Annotated in this window: 14 protein-coding genes and 1 pseudogene; 6 read left to right on the top strand and 9 right to left on the bottom strand. The window is 42.2% G+C overall.

Annotated elements, in window-relative coordinates; translation table 11 throughout:
- Positions 1-69 precede the first annotated feature (69 nt).
- A complete protein-coding gene (locus CWB60_RS01755) occupies positions 70-1,620 on the top strand; it encodes an EAL domain-containing protein (RefSeq protein ID WP_138576561.1) in 1,551 nt (516 codons plus the stop codon).
- Positions 1,621-1,678: 58 nt separating this feature from the next.
- Positions 1,679-2,200, top strand: a complete 522-nt coding sequence (locus CWB60_RS01750) for a hypothetical protein (protein WP_126009363.1) — start codon at positions 1,679-1,681, stop codon at positions 2,198-2,200.
- A gap of 33 nt (positions 2,201-2,233) precedes the next feature.
- Here the strand turns inward: CWB60_RS01750 and CWB60_RS01745 are convergent, their stop codons facing one another.
- Entirely contained in the window at positions 2,234-4,483 is a 2,250-nt protein-coding gene (locus tag CWB60_RS01745) for a TonB-dependent receptor (protein WP_055255504.1), read from the bottom strand.
- A gap of 279 nt (positions 4,484-4,762) precedes the next feature.
- Here CWB60_RS01745 and CWB60_RS01740 point away from each other — a divergent pair.
- The 4 genes and pseudogenes from CWB60_RS01740 to CWB60_RS01725 all read left to right on the top strand — a co-directional run.
- A pseudogene (locus tag CWB60_RS01740) lies at positions 4,763-5,773 on the top strand (LacI family DNA-binding transcriptional regulator); the annotation flags it as partial.
- Between the two features lie 164 nt (positions 5,774-5,937).
- On the top strand, positions 5,938-7,176 hold the full coding sequence (locus CWB60_RS01735) for an MFS transporter (RefSeq protein WP_138576559.1): 1,239 nt from the start codon (positions 5,938-5,940) through the stop codon (positions 7,174-7,176).
- A gap of 16 nt (positions 7,177-7,192) precedes the next feature.
- Positions 7,193-8,695: a trehalase family glycosidase gene (locus CWB60_RS01730; RefSeq protein WP_138576557.1), complete on the top strand. Its 1,503-nt coding sequence runs from the start codon at positions 7,193-7,195 to the stop codon at positions 8,693-8,695.
- A 171-nt stretch (positions 8,696-8,866) separates the two neighbouring features.
- The gene (locus tag CWB60_RS01725) at positions 8,867-9,556 is read left to right on the top strand and encodes a response regulator transcription factor (RefSeq protein WP_138576555.1); all 690 of its coding nucleotides are present in this window, start codon (positions 8,867-8,869) and stop codon (positions 9,554-9,556) included.
- Between the two features lie 136 nt (positions 9,557-9,692).
- On the opposite strand, the gene puuE is transcribed toward CWB60_RS01725, so the two are convergent.
- The 8 genes from puuE to xdhA are packed head-to-tail and all read right to left on the bottom strand — an operon-like array spanning position 9,693 to position 18,750.
- A complete protein-coding gene (puuE, locus tag CWB60_RS01720) occupies positions 9,693-10,631 on the bottom strand; it encodes an allantoinase PuuE (protein ID WP_138576553.1) in 939 nt (312 codons plus the stop codon).
- 1 nt (position 10,632) lies between these two features.
- On the bottom strand, positions 10,633-11,838 hold the full coding sequence (locus CWB60_RS01715) for a urate hydroxylase PuuD (RefSeq protein ID WP_138576551.1): 1,206 nt from the start codon (positions 11,836-11,838) through the stop codon (positions 10,633-10,635).
- A gap of 4 nt (positions 11,839-11,842) precedes the next feature.
- Positions 11,843-13,207, bottom strand: coding sequence for a guanine deaminase (gene guaD / locus CWB60_RS01710; RefSeq protein WP_138576549.1), 1,365 nt, complete (start codon positions 13,205-13,207; stop codon positions 11,843-11,845).
- A gap of 2 nt (positions 13,208-13,209) precedes the next feature.
- Positions 13,210-13,548 carry a hydroxyisourate hydrolase gene (gene uraH / locus CWB60_RS01705; protein ID WP_138576547.1) on the bottom strand — a complete coding sequence of 113 codons (339 nt, stop codon included), beginning with the start codon at positions 13,546-13,548 and terminating at the stop codon, positions 13,210-13,212.
- Complete coding sequence (uraD, locus tag CWB60_RS01700) at positions 13,545-14,045, bottom strand: 2-oxo-4-hydroxy-4-carboxy-5-ureidoimidazoline decarboxylase (RefSeq protein WP_138576545.1); 501 nt, start codon at positions 14,043-14,045, stop codon at positions 13,545-13,547. Before uraD ends, uraH begins: the two co-directional genes overlap by 4 nt.
- Positions 14,042-14,932 (bottom strand): xanthine dehydrogenase accessory protein XdhC, encoded by an 891-nt coding sequence (xdhC, locus tag CWB60_RS01695; RefSeq protein WP_138576543.1) that lies wholly within the window; start codon positions 14,930-14,932, stop codon positions 14,042-14,044. The genes uraD and xdhC overlap by 4 nt, the downstream gene beginning before the upstream one ends.
- Positions 14,925-17,264, bottom strand: coding sequence for a xanthine dehydrogenase molybdopterin binding subunit (xdhB, locus tag CWB60_RS01690; RefSeq protein WP_138576541.1), 2,340 nt, complete (start codon positions 17,262-17,264; stop codon positions 14,925-14,927). The genes xdhC and xdhB overlap by 8 nt, the downstream gene beginning before the upstream one ends.
- On the bottom strand, positions 17,251-18,750 hold the full coding sequence (xdhA, locus tag CWB60_RS01685) for a xanthine dehydrogenase small subunit (protein ID WP_138576539.1): 1,500 nt from the start codon (positions 18,748-18,750) through the stop codon (positions 17,251-17,253). The genes xdhB and xdhA overlap by 14 nt, the downstream gene beginning before the upstream one ends.
- Positions 18,751-18,813: the final 63 nt, after the last annotated feature.

Here is an 18,813-nt window from a genome sequence, read left to right as displayed (position 1 = left end):
TTGCTTTTATGCCCAGATATGCAATTATTATTGCACCTGACTCACACACAGCTTCTTTAAAAAGGTGTTATGAAACAATATCAACGTAGGTCTTTAATTGCAGTATTAAGCGGTGTCGTGGTTTTTATTATATGTGCTAGCACACTGATGTACTTTGCTGCACAAAAGCTAAGTAGGCAGTTAGCGCGAGATTCAAATTATATTGTTCAACACATAGATGCTGCCGCAACAGAACGTAGAAAAATTTTAACCCGCCTAAATAACGCAAACGCTAAACAATGTAATAACAATACATTGATAGAAATGCGCCGCGCGTTGTTTGATGCACAATACGTGATAGATATTGGCTTTTTTACAAATAATGAGCTGGTTTGCACCACCGGTGCTGGAAAGCTGGCAGCTACAATTACCGATAATCCTCCCGACTACATTCGAATTGATAAATACGATAATAAACCTGTGCGCGTAAGGTACGAACCACAATTGTATTTACTTTTGTTTAGTGGCCGAGCAATGGAAGTGATAATTGTAAGGCAAGGTAATTACAATTTAATAGTCGATACGCGCGCTTTTAACGATAAAGTAATTGTATCGACCAAATGGGAAGTACTTTATAAAAACACGCGCGAGACGTTTCATTTAGCGGGGGCTAAAGGGGTTTATGAGCAGGTAAAAAATCACTCATTTTTACCTTATGAATCAATTATTAAATGCAGTACTAATAACCCCGGGTACTGCGCAGCCGCACAACTTCCGTGGAGCCAATTTTTTGCTGATAATCAATTTTTATTGATTATTTCGCTTATTTTAATTTCGTTAGCGGGTGTATCAAGTGGGCTGTTAATTGACTATAGCTTAGCGGCTAGGCGCTCAACTATTACGCGGGTGCGCAAAGGCCTTAAAAAGGGCTCATTTTATTGGACCTACCAACCCATTATTTGTTTGCAAACGGGTAAAGTGGTTGGCTGTGAGGCGTTGGCCCGTTTTGAAGATAAATACGGCGTTTTATTTCCTGATCAATTTATTCCTATTATCAGAAAAACCAATTTAACGTGGCGCTTTACCCAAGCCATGATTGAAAAAGTACTTTATGAGCTAACCACCGTTGAGGCATTACCGCGCAATTTTAAAATTTCTATTAATATTTTTCCCTACGATGTAGAAACAGGCAATATTGCGCTTTTAAAAGACATACCGGCACTCACCGATTCGCGCTTTATTATTTGTTTAGAAATAACAGAAGACGAATACTTAGACTCAACAGTTGCCCATGCCCACTTTAAAAGGCTGGTTAAGGCGGGCTTTAATTTATCGATAGATGATTTTGGTACGGGTTACTCTAACTTAAAAAATCTACAAAACTTGAGCTTTCATCAGCTTAAAATTGACCGCACCTTTGTACAAGACATAACAACACAAGGCTTAAAGGCCTCAATGATCCCCAATATTATGGCGTTGGTACGTAAGTTTAACTACACCTGTGTAGCAGAAGGCATAGAAACAAATGAGCAAGAAGCCATACTAAAACAAGCTGGCGTACATTATGGCCAAGGCTGGAAATATGCCAAACCCATGGCACTTCGAGAGTTTAAAGCGTATTTAAAATTGCAAACGGTTTAAACGTGTTTTACCTCATACACGTATGAGTATGATATTTATAACAGTGTAAGGTTTTAAAATGATTAAAATAATAGCCAGCGCATTTATGGTGTTAATGCTTAGTGCGTGCTCAGCTCAATACCCAAATCAGCAAATTACCGGTAAGCAGTTTCCAACCATTAGCGGCCAAAGCCTAGATGAGAAAAGCGTAACCATACCGAGTGATTTTAAAGCCGATAAAACCTTGTTACTCATTGGCTATAAACAAGATAGCCAATTTGACATAGACCGTTGGTTAATTGGCTTAGACATGACAGGGGTTACATTACCCACTTACGAACTGCCTACCATAGCAGGTATGGCCCCGCGTATGTTTAGTACATTTATAGACAGCGGTATGCGCAAGGGTATACCAAAAGAGCTTTGGGGCGGGGTAATCACTATTTATGAAGATGGTGAAGCTGTGCAAAAATTTACAGGTAATAAAAACCCAAACAATACTCGCGTTGTTTTAATAGATAGCAAAGGTAAAATTTTACATTTTTACGATAGGGGCTTTTCGGTAGAGGCGCTTAATAAACTAAACGAAAAAATAAAATAAAGGGAGCCAAGCTCCCTTTAGTATTAAGTGTGTTTAAAACGCATAACTTACACTAAAGCGCGTAGTGCGTGGCATAATATAGCGGCCATTTGGGGCATCGGCATTACGTGGGTCGCCCTCTGTTATACCTTGCTCATCCGTTAAGTTATCAATGGCCAGTTGTAGTTTTATGCCTTCCATAGGTTCTAAAATTAAACCTAAGTCTACTTTTTCGTAGCCATCAAGAGTCACCGTGTTTTCGTTGTTACCAAAGCGGTCATCAACAGCCGACAGTGTGCCATATAACGTGGCATACATACCTTGTAGTTCAAAGTCGTAGCTAGGTGTGATACGCACTTGCCACTTTGGCTGGCGCTGAGATTCATTTCCTTCATTGGTTGGGCTTTGCGTTATTTCGGTTTCTTGTAGTGTGGTATTTAAATTAACCGAAAAACCCGACTGATGATTAAAGTTATAATCAAGCTCAACACCGTACGCTTCGTTTGTTAAAATTTCTGCAGGTACACCTGGGCGGCGTACAAATGTATCGCCCTTTACTTCGTTAACAAACAAGGTAGCGTAAAAGTCTGTAGAGTCAGAAATTAGCTTGTAGCCAAATTCGCCTTGGGTTACTTCTTTAATTAGCTTTTCGCCGCCTTCATAAGCGCTAAAGTTATCTCTAAAGTCGTCAAAGTAAGGCATTTTATAACCACGGTTTACGCGTGCAAATACACCCATGTCATCGTTTATTGAATAGTTAATCCCCGTTGTCCACGATGTTTTACTTTCATCATAGTTAACTGTTTTGGTAATAATTCCATCAAGGTCTTCATCAACACTGTATTCTACTTCATGACTTTCGTGGCGCACGCCTGCATCTAATGTAAAGTCGTCGGCAAATTTGTATTGAGCTGTTACATAAAACGCATTGGTGCGCGCATCACCTGTTGAGCTAATATCGTAGTTAAAATCGCAGCCATCAGTGCTTTGATTACACTCAATGCCAGTTAGCGACTCGCCGCCGGCTTCTAGTACGTGGTAAGCCGTATTACCTAAACTCCACCAATCGTTTGCCGATGTACTAGCTGTGTAGTAACCAAACGTGGCTGATAAATTATCAAATTGCTTTGAAAACGCTAAATCGTTTGTAAATGAGCTAATTTCTTTTAAAACAACCCAGCGGCCAAGTTGTTGTATTGGGGTGTCGCTTGCGTACTCAGTATTGGTTACTGCACCAAATGCGGTTTGCCCATTATCGGCAACTGCACCAACCGTGGTTGCTGAGCCACTTGGCACCAACCCGTATGTATTGGCATCCCCTTTAGTTATATTAAAGCGGTCAGAAAATTGCCAACCATTATCAAGCTCTAGTTTAATGCTACCGCCTGTTACATGGCCGTCCCAGCCTCGGCCATCCCCTAAGTCAATATCGTGTGCTTGTGCATCGGGGCCGGTAAAAATGGTTGCTTGGCGGTTTAACGTGCCAAGTTGGGTATATTCTGCGTCAATCCCTTCAATATTAAGTGGGGTAGGTAAGTACCATGCACCATGGTCATCTGTTTGACGGGTATAAAAGTTAAGCTCGCCGTTATCTAAATCTTTAGTGATATTAATGGTAAATTGGCTGCCTTTCTCAGAGGTAAAACCTGCATCACGAATACCCGGAGAGCTTTTTACATAGCCGCCAACCATAAAGTATAAATCGTCAGTAATTTCACCACTAATAACAGCATCTACTCGTTGTAGGTCGTAATCAGATGTTGTGTATTTAAATAAGCCTTCGGTGTCTTCACCACCGCGCTTTAGCCTAAAGTTAGTTGTTAAACCCGGTTGGCCGTTTGATAAAACAGGGTTTGGCCCACCGCGTAAAGCCTCCATGGTCTCAATCGTTTCATCAATTCTAAAAAGTGAAGAGTTTTCTAAAAACGATAATGTAGGGGCTGGGTAAACGGGTGACCCTTCAATACTTAAGGTTAAAAATGGGGCGTCACCGCCGCCAGGAAAACCACGTACAAATACATTGGCACCAGATTCACCCCCTGAGCTTTCTACCCAAACCCCAGGTACGGCTTTAAACAGATCGGCAGTGCTTTTAGGTGAAAGTTTAATAATTTGCTGGCTATCAATATTTGTAACAGCGTAGCCTGCATCAATTTTTCTGATGCCGACCCCGGTAGGTGTGCCCGAAACAACAATTCGCTCTACCTTGGTTTCTTGTGCTTGCTCTTGTGCAAAGGTGGCGTGTGAGCTCAAGGCTAAAGTTATAGCGCACGCTAATGTACTTTTTGCTTTATTGAATGTCATGTGTGATCCCGTTTTTAGTGTGTTAAACAGTGTGTTTTTTACTGCGCTGTATACAAATTTTTTATGTAAACAGGCTGTATATGATGAAACCTTAAAGATTAATGCAAACGTTTGCAATATTTATTTGTAAATTATTTATGAATTATATTTGTAGAAATATTGAGCGTAAAAGCCTAGGTATGGCTTTTTTAGCCTGTGAGGCAAGCCAGAAAAAATTAATAATGCTATATTGTCAGCTAGTTACATTAAACATTAGTTAATACAACGCGGCTCAGGGTTTTCATGGATAACAAAAAAATAAAATTAGCTGATTTAGCAAAGCTGGCAGGGGTGTCTACCTCTACGGTTTCGCGTGCTTTAAATGACAACCCGTTAATAAAACAAGAAACACGCGATAAATTAAAACAACTCGCTAAAGAGCATAATTTTAGTTTAAACACCGCTGCAAGCCGCTTGCGAACGCAAAAAACAAATGTTGTTGCTGTTATCATTAACTTAGATGAACAAACCGAACAATCGATTAGCGATCCATTTTTACTTAAAGTGGTTAGCGAAATTAATCTTGCACTTAATCAACAAGGGCTAGAGCTTTTATTGTCTAATTCAATAATGGCACAGCACGATTGGGCTAATTACTTTATTAATGGTCGAAGGGCCGATGGCATTATTGTGGTTGGGCAGGGTAAAGATCAGCGCAATATAGAGGCGGCTGCTAAAGCGGGGATCCCTTTGGTGGTGTGGGGAGACCCTAAAACACCCAGTAACTACCCTATTGTAGGCAGTGATAACTACCTAGGTGGAATGCAAGCCACTGCGCACTTAATCGAACACGGTGCAAAAAATATTTTATTTTTAGGCGACCCAGAGCACGGTGAAATTAGCGAAAGACACCGCGGTTATGTGGCTGCGCTATCTACGCATAAACTAGAGCAGCACGTTGTTTCTATTGATATTACGAGTAGTTCGGCGTATCAAGAAATTAATAGTCTATTACGCGAAAAAGGGCTCTACTTTGATGCAATAATGGCTTGTAGCGACATGGTTGCCTTAGGTGCAATGAAGGCGTTAAAAGAGCGCTATGTCAGTATCCCTAACGATGTTGCATTGGTGGGCTTTGACGATATAGCAATGGCAGATATTAGCCATCCGTCGCTTTCAACAATTAAACAAAATACTCAATTAGCGGCTGAACTTTTAGTTAAAAAGCTTATGCAACAATTTATGGGTCAAAAAGTTGAATCTCAAGTTATTGATATAGAATTAATAACTCGCCAATCGAGTAAACGCTGATTTATGAATGGTAGATACAAATTTTAAAACTTAAAATGCAAACGATTGCATTGATTTTTATTCTACACTAAACTCAACATTCACTGACACAAACACACACGCTAATTACCCAAAGGTGTTAGCTTTAATCATTATGGCGCACTGCGTTATAAGTAAGGCAAGCTATGAGTAAAACAAAAATCACACTAGCAATTGCTGCAAGCTATTTTATTTTCGCAATATTATTAAATAGCGTAGGAACAGTCATTTTGCAGGCAATAAATACACTGGGCGTTAGCAAAACTGAGGCGTCTGTTTTGGAAGGGTTTAAAGACTTATCAATTGCGATAATGTCTTTTGTTGTTGCCTCGTTCATTCCTAGATTAGGGTATAAGCTCGCAATGTTAGGGGCTTTAGCGGTCGTTGCATTAGCGTGCTTAAGCACCGCACTGATCAGCGAATTTTATATGTTTAAAGTGCTATTTGCAGTGATAGGCTGTGGCTTTGCGGTAGTCAAAGTTTCTGTTTATTCGATTATTGGCCAAGTAACCGAAGATGCGAATAGTCACTCGTCACTTTTAAACACCATCGAAGGCATTTTTATGGTGGGTGTATTAAGTGGTTATTGGATTTTTACCGCCTTTATAGACCCAAGCCAAAGCAATGCGTGGCTCAATGTTTATTACGCGTTAGCTGCGCTTACTTTAATTGTATTACTAAGTGTTGTTATTGCACCGATTGCGCCGGCAATCGATAAAAATAAAACTGACTCTAGTTTGAGTGACTTTATAGCCATGCTTAAATTAACGTATCAGCCCTTGGTGCTTATTTTTATTATAAGTGCATTTTTATATGTCCTTATTGAACAAGGTGTAGGTACTTGGCTGCCAACCTTTAATAACCAAGTTTTACAACTGCCTGTGGCTATAAGTATTCAGTTAGCGAGTATTTTTGCTGCGGCGTTAGCGTTTGGTCGCTTAGTTGCGGGGCAGGTACTGAAACATATTAATTGGTTTTTTGTACTGTGCGGATGCTTAGTCGCCATGGCATTACTTATTATTATAACGTTACCCCTAACTGAAAACCTGCCTAATACAGCAATCACTAGCCTATTTGATGCACCACTGGCTGCATTTGTTTTGCCCCTCATTGGTTTTTTTATGGCGCCAATTTATCCAGTGTTAAATTCGGTAATGCTCAGCGCATTAGAAAAGCACCAACATGCTGCCATGACAGGGTTAATCGTTGTATTTTCAGCACTTGGAGGCACAACTGGTTCAATGATCACAGGCTACGTATTTGAGCATTTTAGTGGTCAGCACGCATTTTACCTGTCGTTAATTCCCATTAGCTTAATTTTTATAAGCGTGATTATTTTTAAACAGCGCACCCGCGCCATTTCTCAGCACGCTGCCAGCATATAATTGATTTAGGATTGTTATGAATTTTTTTGAGAGCCAGTTATTTAAAGATGTACAGACCCAACATATTTTTGATGACTGTAAAACATTTGCAGATGCAACTGCACGAACCAGCTGGCAAAGTGCGTGTAAACACTACGAGCAAGTAGCACCACTTAATCAAGCCCAATTAAAAGAGTTTGTAAATGCTCACTTTATTACGACCCCCTTACTACGTATGCAAAGTGAGCCAGATACCGCAAGTGTTAAACACTACATTAACTCTTTGTGGCATGGTTTGAGACGGGCGGCTGATAAACCTAAAGCCGATTCTTTATTAGCATTAAAGCATAGCTACATTGTGCCTGGTGGGCGTTTTCAGGAAATATACTACTGGGATAGCTACTTTACAGCGCTCGGCTTAATTGATGCTAATAAACCCGAGATTGTTGAAGATATGCTGCAAAACTTTATCGACCTTATAAACGATTATGGGTGTATTCCAAATGGCAACCGCAGTTACTACTTATCGCGTTCACAGCCACCTATTTTAGCGCTTATGGTTGAATTACTATGGCAGCACGAACACAGCAAAACCAATAATGTAGCATGGCTTGAAAAATGTGTTGATGCGCTTGAAAAAGAGTATGCGTTTTGGATGCAAGGCGCAGAAGAGCTTACTAACGAGAAAACGGCACTAAGGCGAGTTGTAAAAATGCCATGCGGTGGCAAGTTAAATCGTTATTGGGACGATGAAGCAGCCCCTAGGGCAGAATCCCTGAGAGAAGATCTGGCACTCGCAGAGGGCTTAGCTGAGCATAAAAAGCCCGACTTTTATCGACATATACGTGCAGCGTGTGAATCTGGCTGGGACTTTAGTTCTCGCTGGCTAGCTGAGCCTAATTCACTTAGCTCTATACAAACGACCGATATATTACCCATTGATCTTAATTGTTTGCTTTATAACCTAGAAAAACAGCTTAGTAAGTTTAATAAGCTGCTAGGTAATAGCCAACAAGCCGATTTATTTAGCGACTACGCAGCAGCTCGCCGCACACTGATTAATAAATACATGTGGAGTGAGCAACAACACTTTTTTGTTGATTATAATCATCACAAAGCGAGTCAATCTAAGGTGTTAAGCGCTGCCGCAAGTACTGCATTATTTTTTAACTTAGCGTCTGAACAACAAGCTCAACATATTGCCGAGCGACTAAGCCGCGACTTTTTAAAGGCCGGCGGCATAGTTACTACCGTTACCTCTACATCACAGCAATGGGATAGCCCTAATGGGTGGGCTCCGCTGCAGTGGTTTGCTGTTAAAGGGCTTAATAATTACGGTTTTAGTGATCTTAGTAAACGTATAATGCAAAACTGGCTAACAATGGTAGAAAACGACTTTTCTGTTAATCAGTGCCTACTAGAAAAATACAATGTGTGCGTGCCTCAATTAAAAGCAGGGGGCGGAGAATACGTAGTACAGCAAGGTTTTGGCTGGACTAACGGGGTTACCTACCGCTTTTATACGTTATGTGAAGACTGATCAGAGCAGTGTTTTATATGAAAATAATTCACTAATTTTCATTAAGTTATTGTAACTATTAACTAAATATTATTGGTGATTGTTTTATGCCGTGTATAAATAATGCCCAGGTGCATTGTAAGTGATTAATAAATTCGGTAGTGTGGTGTAAACATTTCAAGGAAGAAATCTATGCTACAACCACACGCCGTTTTTGTAAAAACCACGTTTCAATCTTCTTTTCACTGTGAAAGCTACACAACTGTATTAAAAACCATGCAAGCCATTTTTGGCGATATTAAAATGGACGACGTGATCCCTAAAAACGAGAAAAGGGACAAGTTTGATTTATTTTTAATTGATGGCGCTAAAAATAACTGGTTAGATTTGCTGCCTGCCGACTTAATTTGCCTCGCTAAAAAGCATAAAGTTGTCTTATTTAATGTAGAGCCCAATGCCGTGTGCGAAAAAAACCTACTGTTAAATCATTTTAATGGTGTGTTTTATAAATCAGATGCACCAGAAACTATTTTTAAAGGGCTAGTTAGAATAACCTCAGGCGAGTTATGGTTTACGCGAAAGGTTATATCAAAAGCGTTTTCAGATATTCTCTCGGTTGCCTCTTCGTTTAATAGCCTACAAGAAGACATTACCCTCAAAAAAGGGGATTACGCGCACCTTACTAAACGTGAAAAATCGGTTATTCACTTAATTGCTCAAGGGGCGAGCAATAACGCCATTGCCGATAAACTTAATATAAGTGACCACACCGTTAAAACGCATTTGTACAGTGCCTTTAAAAAAACCAATTCTCGTAACCGTGTTGAATTAGCAAATTGGGCTCAGCGTTACATATCGGTTTTATTACCTATGGCTAAGTAAACCACTACTCCTAAAGTGACCTTAAGCCCAGCACTGCTGGGCTTTTTTTGTTTTACGATAACTCTAATAAGCTATTAGTGTTTAGTTTTAACGGTTCACATCTAGGCTTTATTATACCAATGCGCATAATTAAGTACTATTGCGGATTGGTATTATACGGATGAGTTTTAAGCCAGTGTTCGGCTATTTGCTCACGCGTGGCAAACCAAACTTGCTGATGCGATTTAGCATATTCTAAAAACCGTGCAAGGGCTTTAATGCGCCCTGGGCGGCCAATTAAGCGACAATGCAGCCCTATCGACATCATTTTAGGGGCGTTTTCACCTTGTGGGTCGCCTTCTTCATAAAGCGTATCAAAGGCATCTTTTAAATAATTATAAAACTGATCGCCGGCATTAAAGCCTTGCACAGCGGCAAAGCGCATGTCGTTTACATCAAGCGTGTAGGGCACTATTAGCTGTGGCTTACCTTCTTTAATACTGTAAAAGGGTAAGTCGTCGCTGTAATCGTCGGCATCATATAAAAACGAGCCATTTTCTACCACAAGGGCTGCTGTGTTAGGGCTTGTGCGCCCGGTGTACCAGCCTGTGGGCTTTTTACCGGTAAGCGTTTGAATGATTTCAATGGCTTTTTGCATGTGCTCGCGCTCGGTTTGTTTATCTATATGTTGATAATTAATCCAGCGCAGGCCGTGGCTTGCAATTTCGTGCCCAGCTTCAACAAAGGCTTTAGCTACATCGGGGTGGCGCTCAAGGGCCATTGCCACAGCAAAAATGGTGACCGGTATATCGTATTTTTTAAAGAGTTTAAGTAAGCGCCACACGCCTGCGCGCGAGCCATATTCGTAAATAGACTCCATGCTTATGTGGCGGTCTTCTACATGGGGAGCGCTGACTATTTCAGATAAAAACGTTTCGGCTCCTGCATCACCATGCAGTACACAGTTTTCACCGCCTTCTTCGTAATTTAATACTACTTGCACGGCTATACGGGCTTTATTAGGCCAGTTGGCATGCGGAGTGTGTGCACCATAACCAATTAAATCGCGCGGGTAATGTTTAAATTGCTCGCTCATGTTACTGCTCCTTTTTTACTGCACTAAGCCAAGTGCCAAGCATTTCACGCTCTGCATCAGTCATTTTTGTCATGTTAGCCAATGGCATATCTTTGGTAATAACGGCGCGAGTATGAATAAGTGCACTGGCTTTTTTTACATCAGCAAGTGAGTCGAGCTTAAAGCCGAGCGGCGCGGTTTGAAAAAGCTTCGATGTAGGGGTTTCACTGTGGCACTGTGTACAGTGTTTATTAATAATATCCCATGCTTGCGCATCACTTATGCTTGCTTGTAGCTCATTATTCGCGTTTACAGAACTACTTGGCCACGGTGCTATGGCTAGCATTAACGCAAAAAACGCGGCAATACCGCTTATTAGTACTGAAGGCTTATTAACACCTTGGTGCTTTAAATTAAAAAAGTGGCGTATCCACATACCAATAATAAAAAAGCCGATAAGCACTAACCAACCAAACTTATGGCTATAGGTATACGAAAAATGGTTACTTAGCATAATAAAAATAACGGGTAGGGTGGCGTAGTTATTATGTACTGAGCATTGCTTTGCTTTTAAGCCCGGCGCTGAATCAGGAATGCGCCCAGCTTCTACTTCGCTTACCATGTAGCGCTGTGCAGGCATTATAATGTGATATACATTACCGGCCATACAGGTACCAATTAATGCACCAACATGAATATACACTGCGCGGTCACTAAATAGCTGATCAACCCCATACGTCCATAACGCTAAAAAGCCTACACCTAGGGCAATAAATGCCTTGCCGTTTTCAACAAGCGGGCTTTTACACAATAACCGATAAACACCATAGCCTAAGCCTATAAAACCAAGTGATGCACCAATAGCCGCAAACTTACTGAGCTCACTTTTACTGGCATCAAGTAAATACACATCTGCACCCACATAATATAACAGCGTAAATAACAGCGCGCCGCTGATCCAGGTTGTGTAGGCCTCCCACTTAAACCAATGTAGGGTAGAGGGCATTTGTTCTGGGCCATTTTGATACTTAGCCACTTCGTAAAAGCCGCCGCCATGAATAGCCCATAAATCGCCTTTTATGCCTTTATCTTGTTTCCATTGTGGCGGTGTTTGTAAGTTATTATCAAGCCACACAAAATAAAATGAGGCGCCTATCCACGCTATACCTGCTACCACGTGAAAGTATCTAAACACCAAATGAGCAAGCTCAAATAAATAGTTTTCCATCGGGTTATGCCTCTTCTAAATCGGGTGTGGGTGTGGCTGCAAACTGGGTTTGTTCGTCGCGTTTATACACGCTTTTACCCATAATGTAGGTTTGTTCAATACAGCGGTCGTCGCCTAGCATCATCATGGCAAAAAGCTGTTCGTGAAGGGTTTTGGCATGGCCAATTCTGAATTTTAAAAACGAGGTGGCCGCGTAATCCATTACAATAAAGTCGGCCTCGCAGCCTACATTAAAGTTACCTATGGTGCCCTCTAAATCAAGGGCACGTGCGCCGCCTAGGGTGGCTAAATAAAAACCTTTAAATGCTGAGAACTTTTGACCTTGTAACTGCTGAATTTTGTACGCTTCGTTACCCGTTTGTAGCATAGAAAAACTTGTTCCTGCGCCAACATCGGTACCCATACCCACATTTATTCCATGCTCTTCACATCTCTTTAAATTTAAAAGGCCCGAGCCTAAAAATAAGTTAGAGGTAGGGCAGTGCGATATAGCCGCGTTGTTATCGGCAAGGCAGCACAGCTCACGCTCAGATAAATGAATACTATGGGCAAATACCGAGCGTTTACGCACCATTTTAGCTTGCTCGTACACGCCAAGGTAATCTTCGGCTTCAGGAAATAACCCTTTTACCCATTCGCACTCGTCTTTGTTTTCAGATAAGTGCGTATGTAGGTAGGTGTCGGGGTATTCTTCTAATAATTGAGTACATTTTTGTAGTTGCTCTGGGGTTGATGTGGGCGCAAAACGTGGTGTTACTGCATAGCTTAACCTATCAACATTGTGCCATTTTTCTATCAGTGCTTTTGATTGATCGTAACTGGTTTGCGCACAATCTGATAAATCATCTGGGCAGTTTCTGTCCATCATTACCTTACCGGCAATCATACGTAAATTACGTTTTTGAGATTCGTTAAAAAACGCATCTACCGATTGCGGGTGCACAGTGCCAAATACCAATGCGGTAGTGGTGCCGTTTCTAAGTAGCTCGTCTAAAAAGCGGTTAGATATGTCTTTTGAATAATGCTCACAGGTAAACTTTTTTTCAGTGGGGAAGGCGTATTCGGTAAGCCAGCTTAAAAGCTGCTCGCCATAAGCGCCGACCATTTCGGTTTGCGGCAAATGTATGTGCGTGTCTATCATGCCGGGCATTACTAATTTACCATCGTGGCGAATAATAGTGGCTGACTTATCAATGCTTGACAGTATGTCTTGCTCGTAACCAAGGTTAACCACTTTGCCGCTTTGAATAACTAACGCGCCTTTTTCAAAATAGCGATGGGCGTTTTCGCCTGCGATGGCGGGGTCGTCAACAAAATCGAGTATGTTGGCACACATTACGGTTATTTTATTATTGTTGTGGGTGCTCATAATTAGCTGCCTCTGTACGTTGAGTAGCCAAATGGGCTAAGCAATAACGGAATATGATGGTGTTTTTTATCTTGTAATCTAAAGGTGATTTGCGCCTCAGGGTAAAACGCAGGTGTTTCTTGGTTTTCATAATAGCTATCTAAGTCAAAAACCAGTTTATAGGTTGCAAATTCTACGTCTGTGTTGAGCCAGTCGGTAATTCGCCCGTCGCTATTTGTTTTACCTTGAGCAATTAATTGCCACTCGTTATTAGTGAGTAAAAACAATTGTACAGCTACATTTTCAGCCGGTTTACCTGTGCTGGTATCGAGAATATGGGTAGTGATAGGGCTTTTATTCATAGCAATGACTCCAATCTTATTTTTGTTATTTTGGCTTGTTCGCCCGCGGCTATATTAAGCTCTGTGCTGCGGGTGTTGTGTATGCGCTGCTCAATAAGTTCAAGCATTTGCTCAGCACTTTTACCACTGGCACACACAATAAATATAAAGCCAAATTTACTGAGGTATTCTTTATTTAGCGCAATCATTTTTTTTAGGGTTTGCTCGTTTGCTTTACTCATGCCTGATTGTTCGTGCCCCGCTTTTTGTGCTGTAGCGGCGTACTTTTTACTTAATGTTGATAAATCGCCTATTTGCGGGTGGCCTTCAAAAGCGGCTAAATAATCGCTCTCCCCTAGGCTATACCATACGCTTTGCGCGCTGTTAAATAAGTGCTCTTTATTTTCAAATGGCATGATATTTAGCATACCGCTTACCCAGTTAGGGGCGGCGCAACAATGCTCTAATGCTTGATGCGCTTGCGCTGCATTTAGGTCGTTAATTTTTAAGCTACTCATGCGTTTTCTTCCTCGTGCGTGGTGCTAATTAAGGCATTTTTAAGTGCACGCCATTGCAGGCCTTGGCGTTTGGGCGCATGGGTTTGCATAGCCTGATAAAGGCCAATTAACTGCCCGCTAATTGATATTGCTACTTCCATAGGGAGCTTGCCCGTTACATTTTCAAGCCCTACAGGGCAGGTCATTTGCTTTATTTGCTCGGTGGTAAAATCGCGATGGGCTAAGCGCTGTTTAAAGCGTTTTGCTTTAGTATCTGAGCCAATTACACCAAGCCAATTAGCATCAGCGCGTTTAATAATGGCTTGTGTAAGTGCAAAGTCGAGCTGGTGGTTATGGGTTAATATTAAGTAATTATTAGCCTTTGGCGCACGTTTTACTTGCTCTGTTGGCTCTTCATCAACCACTTTTATTACGTTATTAGGAATAACTTGCGGGAATACATCGGCGCGGCTATCTATCCAGCGTATACGCATCGGTAATTGCGCCAATATACCAATAAGCGCCTGTGCTACATGGCCTGCGCCGTATATGTCGAGGGTAAAGCGTTCGCATTGCATGCACTCAAGCATAACGGTGGCAGCTCCCCCGCAACATTGGCCTAAATTTGCGCCTAGGTTAAATTGCTCTATCACTTGGGCGGCCTCGCCTTTGGCAAGTAGCTCGCGGGCTTTTTCTATTACTGCGTATTCAAGGTGACCACCGCCAAGGGTGTCGTAAATGTGCTCGCCGCTTATTACCATTTTAGAGCCTGTGCCACGTGGGGTTGAGCCATTGGTGCCAAGCACAGTGGCAATAACATAATTAGTGCCGCTTTGTTCGTGCTCGTTTATAGCTTGTGCCCAATTTTGCGTATGAAAACCCTGGAACGACTCATTTAAATTAGCCATGTTGCTGCTCCTTAAACCAGCTAGCGGTTTGCTCAATTGCATTTAATACACGCTCAGGTGTGGCGGGTGTATCAAGTGGGGCGGTGTATTTGTAATCAGCCACACTGCTTATAGCATTACGAATAGCACTCCACACACTAAAGGCCAACATAAACGGCGGCTCGCCAACCGCTTTTGATCTAAATACCGTGGTTTCTGGGTTGGCCGAGTTATATAAATTTACATTAAATTCGGCAGGGGTATCGCCAATTGCAGGAATTTTATAGTTAGCAGGGCCAAAGCTTGCAAGCTGGCCTTTATCATTCCATTGTAAGTCTTCGGTGGTAAGCCAGCCCATACCTTGTACAAAAGCCCCTTCAATTTGGCCTATATCAAGTGCAGGGTTAATTGAGCTGCCCACATCGTGCAGTATATCAACGCGGGTTACGGTGTTTTCGCCTGTCAGCGTATCTACTTCTACTTCACTCAGTGCTACGCCGTGTGCGTAGTAAAAAAATGGCCGGCCTTCGCCTTTCGCTCTATCGTAATGAATTTTAGGCGTTGCGTAATAACCGGTTGATGAAAGCGATATACGATTCATATAAGCAAGGTTTGCAAGTTCGCTAAAGCTAATTTCGCCTTTGCTAAAGGTAATGAGGTTATCTTTAAATACAATACTTTGGCTGTCTACTTCAAAGTGCTCACTTATAAAGTCTATTAAACGCTCTTTTATGGTATTTACCGCGTTTAGCGCTGCCATGCCGTTTAGGTCAGTCCCGCTTGATGCGGCGGTTGGCGAGGTGTTTGGTACTTTGTCGGTACGAGTAGCGCTTATGCTTACTGCGTCAAAATCAACGCCAAAGCCATGGGCTACTATTTGCGCTATTTTTGTATTAAGCCCTTGGCCCATTTCGGTGCCGCCATGGTTTAAATGAATTGATCCATCACTATATACATGTACGAGTGCACCCGCCTGGTTTAAGTGCTGTACGGTAAACGATATACCGTATTTAACCGGCGTCATCGCAAGGCCTTTTTTGATTATAGGCGATGATGCGTTAAAGGTTTTAATTGCCTTTTTTCGCGCCCAGTAATCACCCGACTCCTCAAGCTGGCTTATCATATCTTTTAAAATATGCTGCTCTACTGTTTGATGATACGGCGTGGTGTCGCGGCCTTTTTTGTATAAATTAAGTTTTCGGATCTCAAGCGGGTCTTTACCTAATTTAGCGGCTATGTCGTCCATTATTAGCTCGCCCATGATCATGCCTTGCGGGCCACCAAATCCTCTAAATGCAGTGTGGCTTACGGTGTTTACTTTACAGCGATTCCCTTTAATGGTGGCAGCTGGGTAGTAATAAGCGTTATCAGCATGAAACATTGCACGGTCGACAATAGCATCAGATAAATCAGGCGAATAACCACAAAACCCATTTACAGTTACATCAGCGCCTTCAATCAGGCCCTTTTCGTCAAACCCTACATGGTATTGATTATAAAATGGGTGGCGCTTACCGGTAAGTTTAAAGTCGTCGCTGCGGGCTAGGCGCATTTTAACGGCGCAGCCAAGGTAGTAAACTGCAAGTGCTGCAAGGCAAGCCCACGGCGCGCCTTGGGTTTCTTTACCGCCAAAGGCTCCGCCCATGCGGCGGGTTTCTACGTTTACAAAGCTAAATGGCTTTTTTAAAATTTTAGCAACTAAGTGCTGCACCTCTGTTGGGTGCTGTGTAGAACACTGAACATGAATACCGCCATCGTTGTCGGGCTGAGCAAGTGCTATTTGCCCCTCAAGGTAAAAGTGTTCTTGCCCGCCTATGTGTATTTCACCTTTAAGTTGGTGGGCTGCATTATTAATGGCTTGCTCGCTATTACCGCGGTTAAGTGAATGCGGCGGCCTTACCCAGTGCTCTTTTTTAATCGCTTCTTTAATATCAAGTATGGGGGTGGTTTGCTCGCATTCTATAACCACTAAGCGAGCAGCGCGGCGCGCAATGGCGTAGCTTTTGGCAACCACTACCAGCACAGGTTGTCCGTGGTATTGAATTTCGTGATTGGTTAATAGCACATCCCCAGGGAATACTGGGCCAATATCAAGCTTACCGGGTACATCATCGGCCGATAAAATACGCATAACGCCTTCCACTTCAAGCGCTTTACTTGTATCAATTGATTTAATAAAGCCGCTGGTAATAGGCGCAAGCACTGGGTAGGCGTGCAAGCAGCCATGGGGCTCAGGGTTATCGTCGGCGTAGTTTGCATTGCCACATACTTGTTTTATTGCGCTTTCGTGATACTTAGATTGGCCAACACTTCCGCCTTGGGCTTTTAGTTTATCCATTTCAAAGTGACGCATGTGAAATCCTCGTAATGGCAATGTTGTTATTATTTTTACTGCTTGGCTGTGCACCGCAAAACTCAATACCAATACGCTGTAGCAAGTTTTTGCTTACCGTAGTGCGGTAATGTGCGCTGCTACGTACATCGCTCATGGGAGCAAAGTCATCATTTATAGCACTAGCGGCATCTATAAACGTGCTTACTTGCAAGGACTGAGTATTAAGCTTTTGCTCTATGTGTGCGGCGCGTTTTGGTATGGCAGCCATACCGCCCATGGCGCAGCGGGCATTGCTAATTACGCCTTGCGTTTGCTCTATAGCCAGCACTAAACACACAGTAGATATATCATCTTCAAAGCGTTTTGAAATTTTATGACAGGCAAGCTTTAACGAGTCTGGGCGTTTAGGTACGGTAATTTTGCTAATGACTTCATCGCTTTTAATGACTGTTTTTTTGTAATCAACAAAGTAGTCAGCCACGTTTATTGTGCGTGTGCCTGCAGTGCTTAATAAATCTAAAGTGGCATTAAGTGCAATGAGTAAAGGGGCAGGATCGCCAATAGGAGAGGCGTTTCCTATGCTGCCACCTAAGGTGCCACTGTTACGTACTTGGTTAGAGCCAAGGCGTTCAAACAGCTCTTTAGACTCAGGGTAGTAAGTGTAAAACGCTTCAACAAATTGGCTGTAAGGGAGTGCTGCACCAATATGTAGCTCACCGCTGTTATCGGTTAAAGTGCACAGCTCACTGGTTTGGCTAAGCGATATAATAATATCGGGCAATAGCATGTTTTGGCTAAGCTCAATGGCAAAGTCGGTGCCACCAGCAACCAGGTGTGCCTGTGGGTAACGCGCTTTAAGCTCAACAAGTTGCGCTGCACTTTGCGGTAAATAAAACGTACGAGCGCCATTTTTTAAACAAGGAATGTCATCACCTATATTTAGTGATGCCTTAAATTGTGCCGCCATGGCAGAGTAAGGCTCATTTTTACGCTCGTAGCTATAAGCTTTTTCAACTGCAAGTAAAACAGGGCTGTAACCCGTACAACGACATAAATTTCCCCCTAGCGCATGAATAGCGGCTTTTTTACCTGGGTAACTCGGGTTATTAATATAAAGCGCCAACATGCTCATTATTATGCCAGGGGTACAAAAACCACATTGCGAACCATGGCACTCAACCAATGCGCGTTGCACTGGGTGTAAATCGTTAAGTGTAGGGTAAAGCCCAGTTGTTACAGCCTCTACGGTTACTATGTGTTTTGCGTGTGCATTACCTAATAAAAGCAGGCAACTATTCATGGTTTTATAGTGCCAAACTGGCTCACCGTTTGAATTTAGTTTTTCTTCGCCAACTAAAATTGTGCATGCGCCACAATCGCCTGTTGCACACCCTTCTTTGGTGCCCATTTTCCCTTTTTTGGTGCGAAGCCAGTCCAAAATGGTGAGATTCGGCGCGCATTCTTCTACTTCTATTGGCGTGTCATTTAATAAAAACGTAATCACACAGACCCCCTTAACTTTTATAAAGCCCTGATATGTAAAGGCTTGGCGTATATTTTTTCTTGT

Origin of the sequence: Pseudoalteromonas sp. S327, from assembly GCF_005886415.1 — a bacterium.
GTDB lineage: Bacteria > Pseudomonadota > Gammaproteobacteria > Enterobacterales > Alteromonadaceae > Pseudoalteromonas > Pseudoalteromonas atlantica.
Note: the sequence above shows the minus strand (reverse complement) of the source record. Positions and strands in the feature narration are given on the sequence as shown.

Excerpts from the sequence above, each read along its gene's own strand:
- CWB60_RS01750 (WP_126009363.1), top strand. The coding sequence starts at position 1,679 with ATGATTAAAATAATAGCCAGCGCATTTATGGTGTTAATGCTTAGTGCG.
- uraD (WP_138576545.1), bottom strand. The coding sequence starts at position 14,045 with ATGAGTAGCTTAAAAATTAACGACCTAAATGCAGCGCAAGCGCATCAA.
- xdhC (WP_138576543.1), bottom strand. The coding sequence starts at position 14,932 with ATGGCTAATTTAAATGAGTCGTTCCAGGGTTTTCATACGCAAAATTGG.
- guaD (WP_138576549.1), bottom strand. The coding sequence starts at position 13,207 with ATGAGCACCCACAACAATAATAAAATAACCGTAATGTGTGCCAACATA.
- CWB60_RS01715 (WP_138576551.1), bottom strand. The coding sequence starts at position 11,838 with ATGGAAAACTATTTATTTGAGCTTGCTCATTTGGTGTTTAGATACTTT.
- uraH (WP_138576547.1), bottom strand. The coding sequence starts at position 13,548 with ATGAATAAAAGCCCTATCACTACCCATATTCTCGATACCAGCACAGGT.
- CWB60_RS01755 (WP_138576561.1), top strand. The coding sequence starts at position 70 with ATGAAACAATATCAACGTAGGTCTTTAATTGCAGTATTAAGCGGTGTC.
- CWB60_RS01725 (WP_138576555.1), top strand. The coding sequence starts at position 8,867 with ATGCTACAACCACACGCCGTTTTTGTAAAAACCACGTTTCAATCTTCT.
- CWB60_RS01745 (WP_055255504.1), bottom strand. The coding sequence starts at position 4,483 with ATGACATTCAATAAAGCAAAAAGTACATTAGCGTGCGCTATAACTTTA.
- CWB60_RS01730 (WP_138576557.1), top strand. The coding sequence starts at position 7,193 with ATGAATTTTTTTGAGAGCCAGTTATTTAAAGATGTACAGACCCAACAT.
- xdhB (WP_138576541.1), bottom strand. The coding sequence starts at position 17,264 with ATGCGTCACTTTGAAATGGATAAACTAAAAGCCCAAGGCGGAAGTGTT.
- CWB60_RS01735 (WP_138576559.1), top strand. The coding sequence starts at position 5,938 with ATGAGTAAAACAAAAATCACACTAGCAATTGCTGCAAGCTATTTTATT.
- puuE (WP_138576553.1), bottom strand. The coding sequence starts at position 10,631 with ATGAGCGAGCAATTTAAACATTACCCGCGCGATTTAATTGGTTATGGT.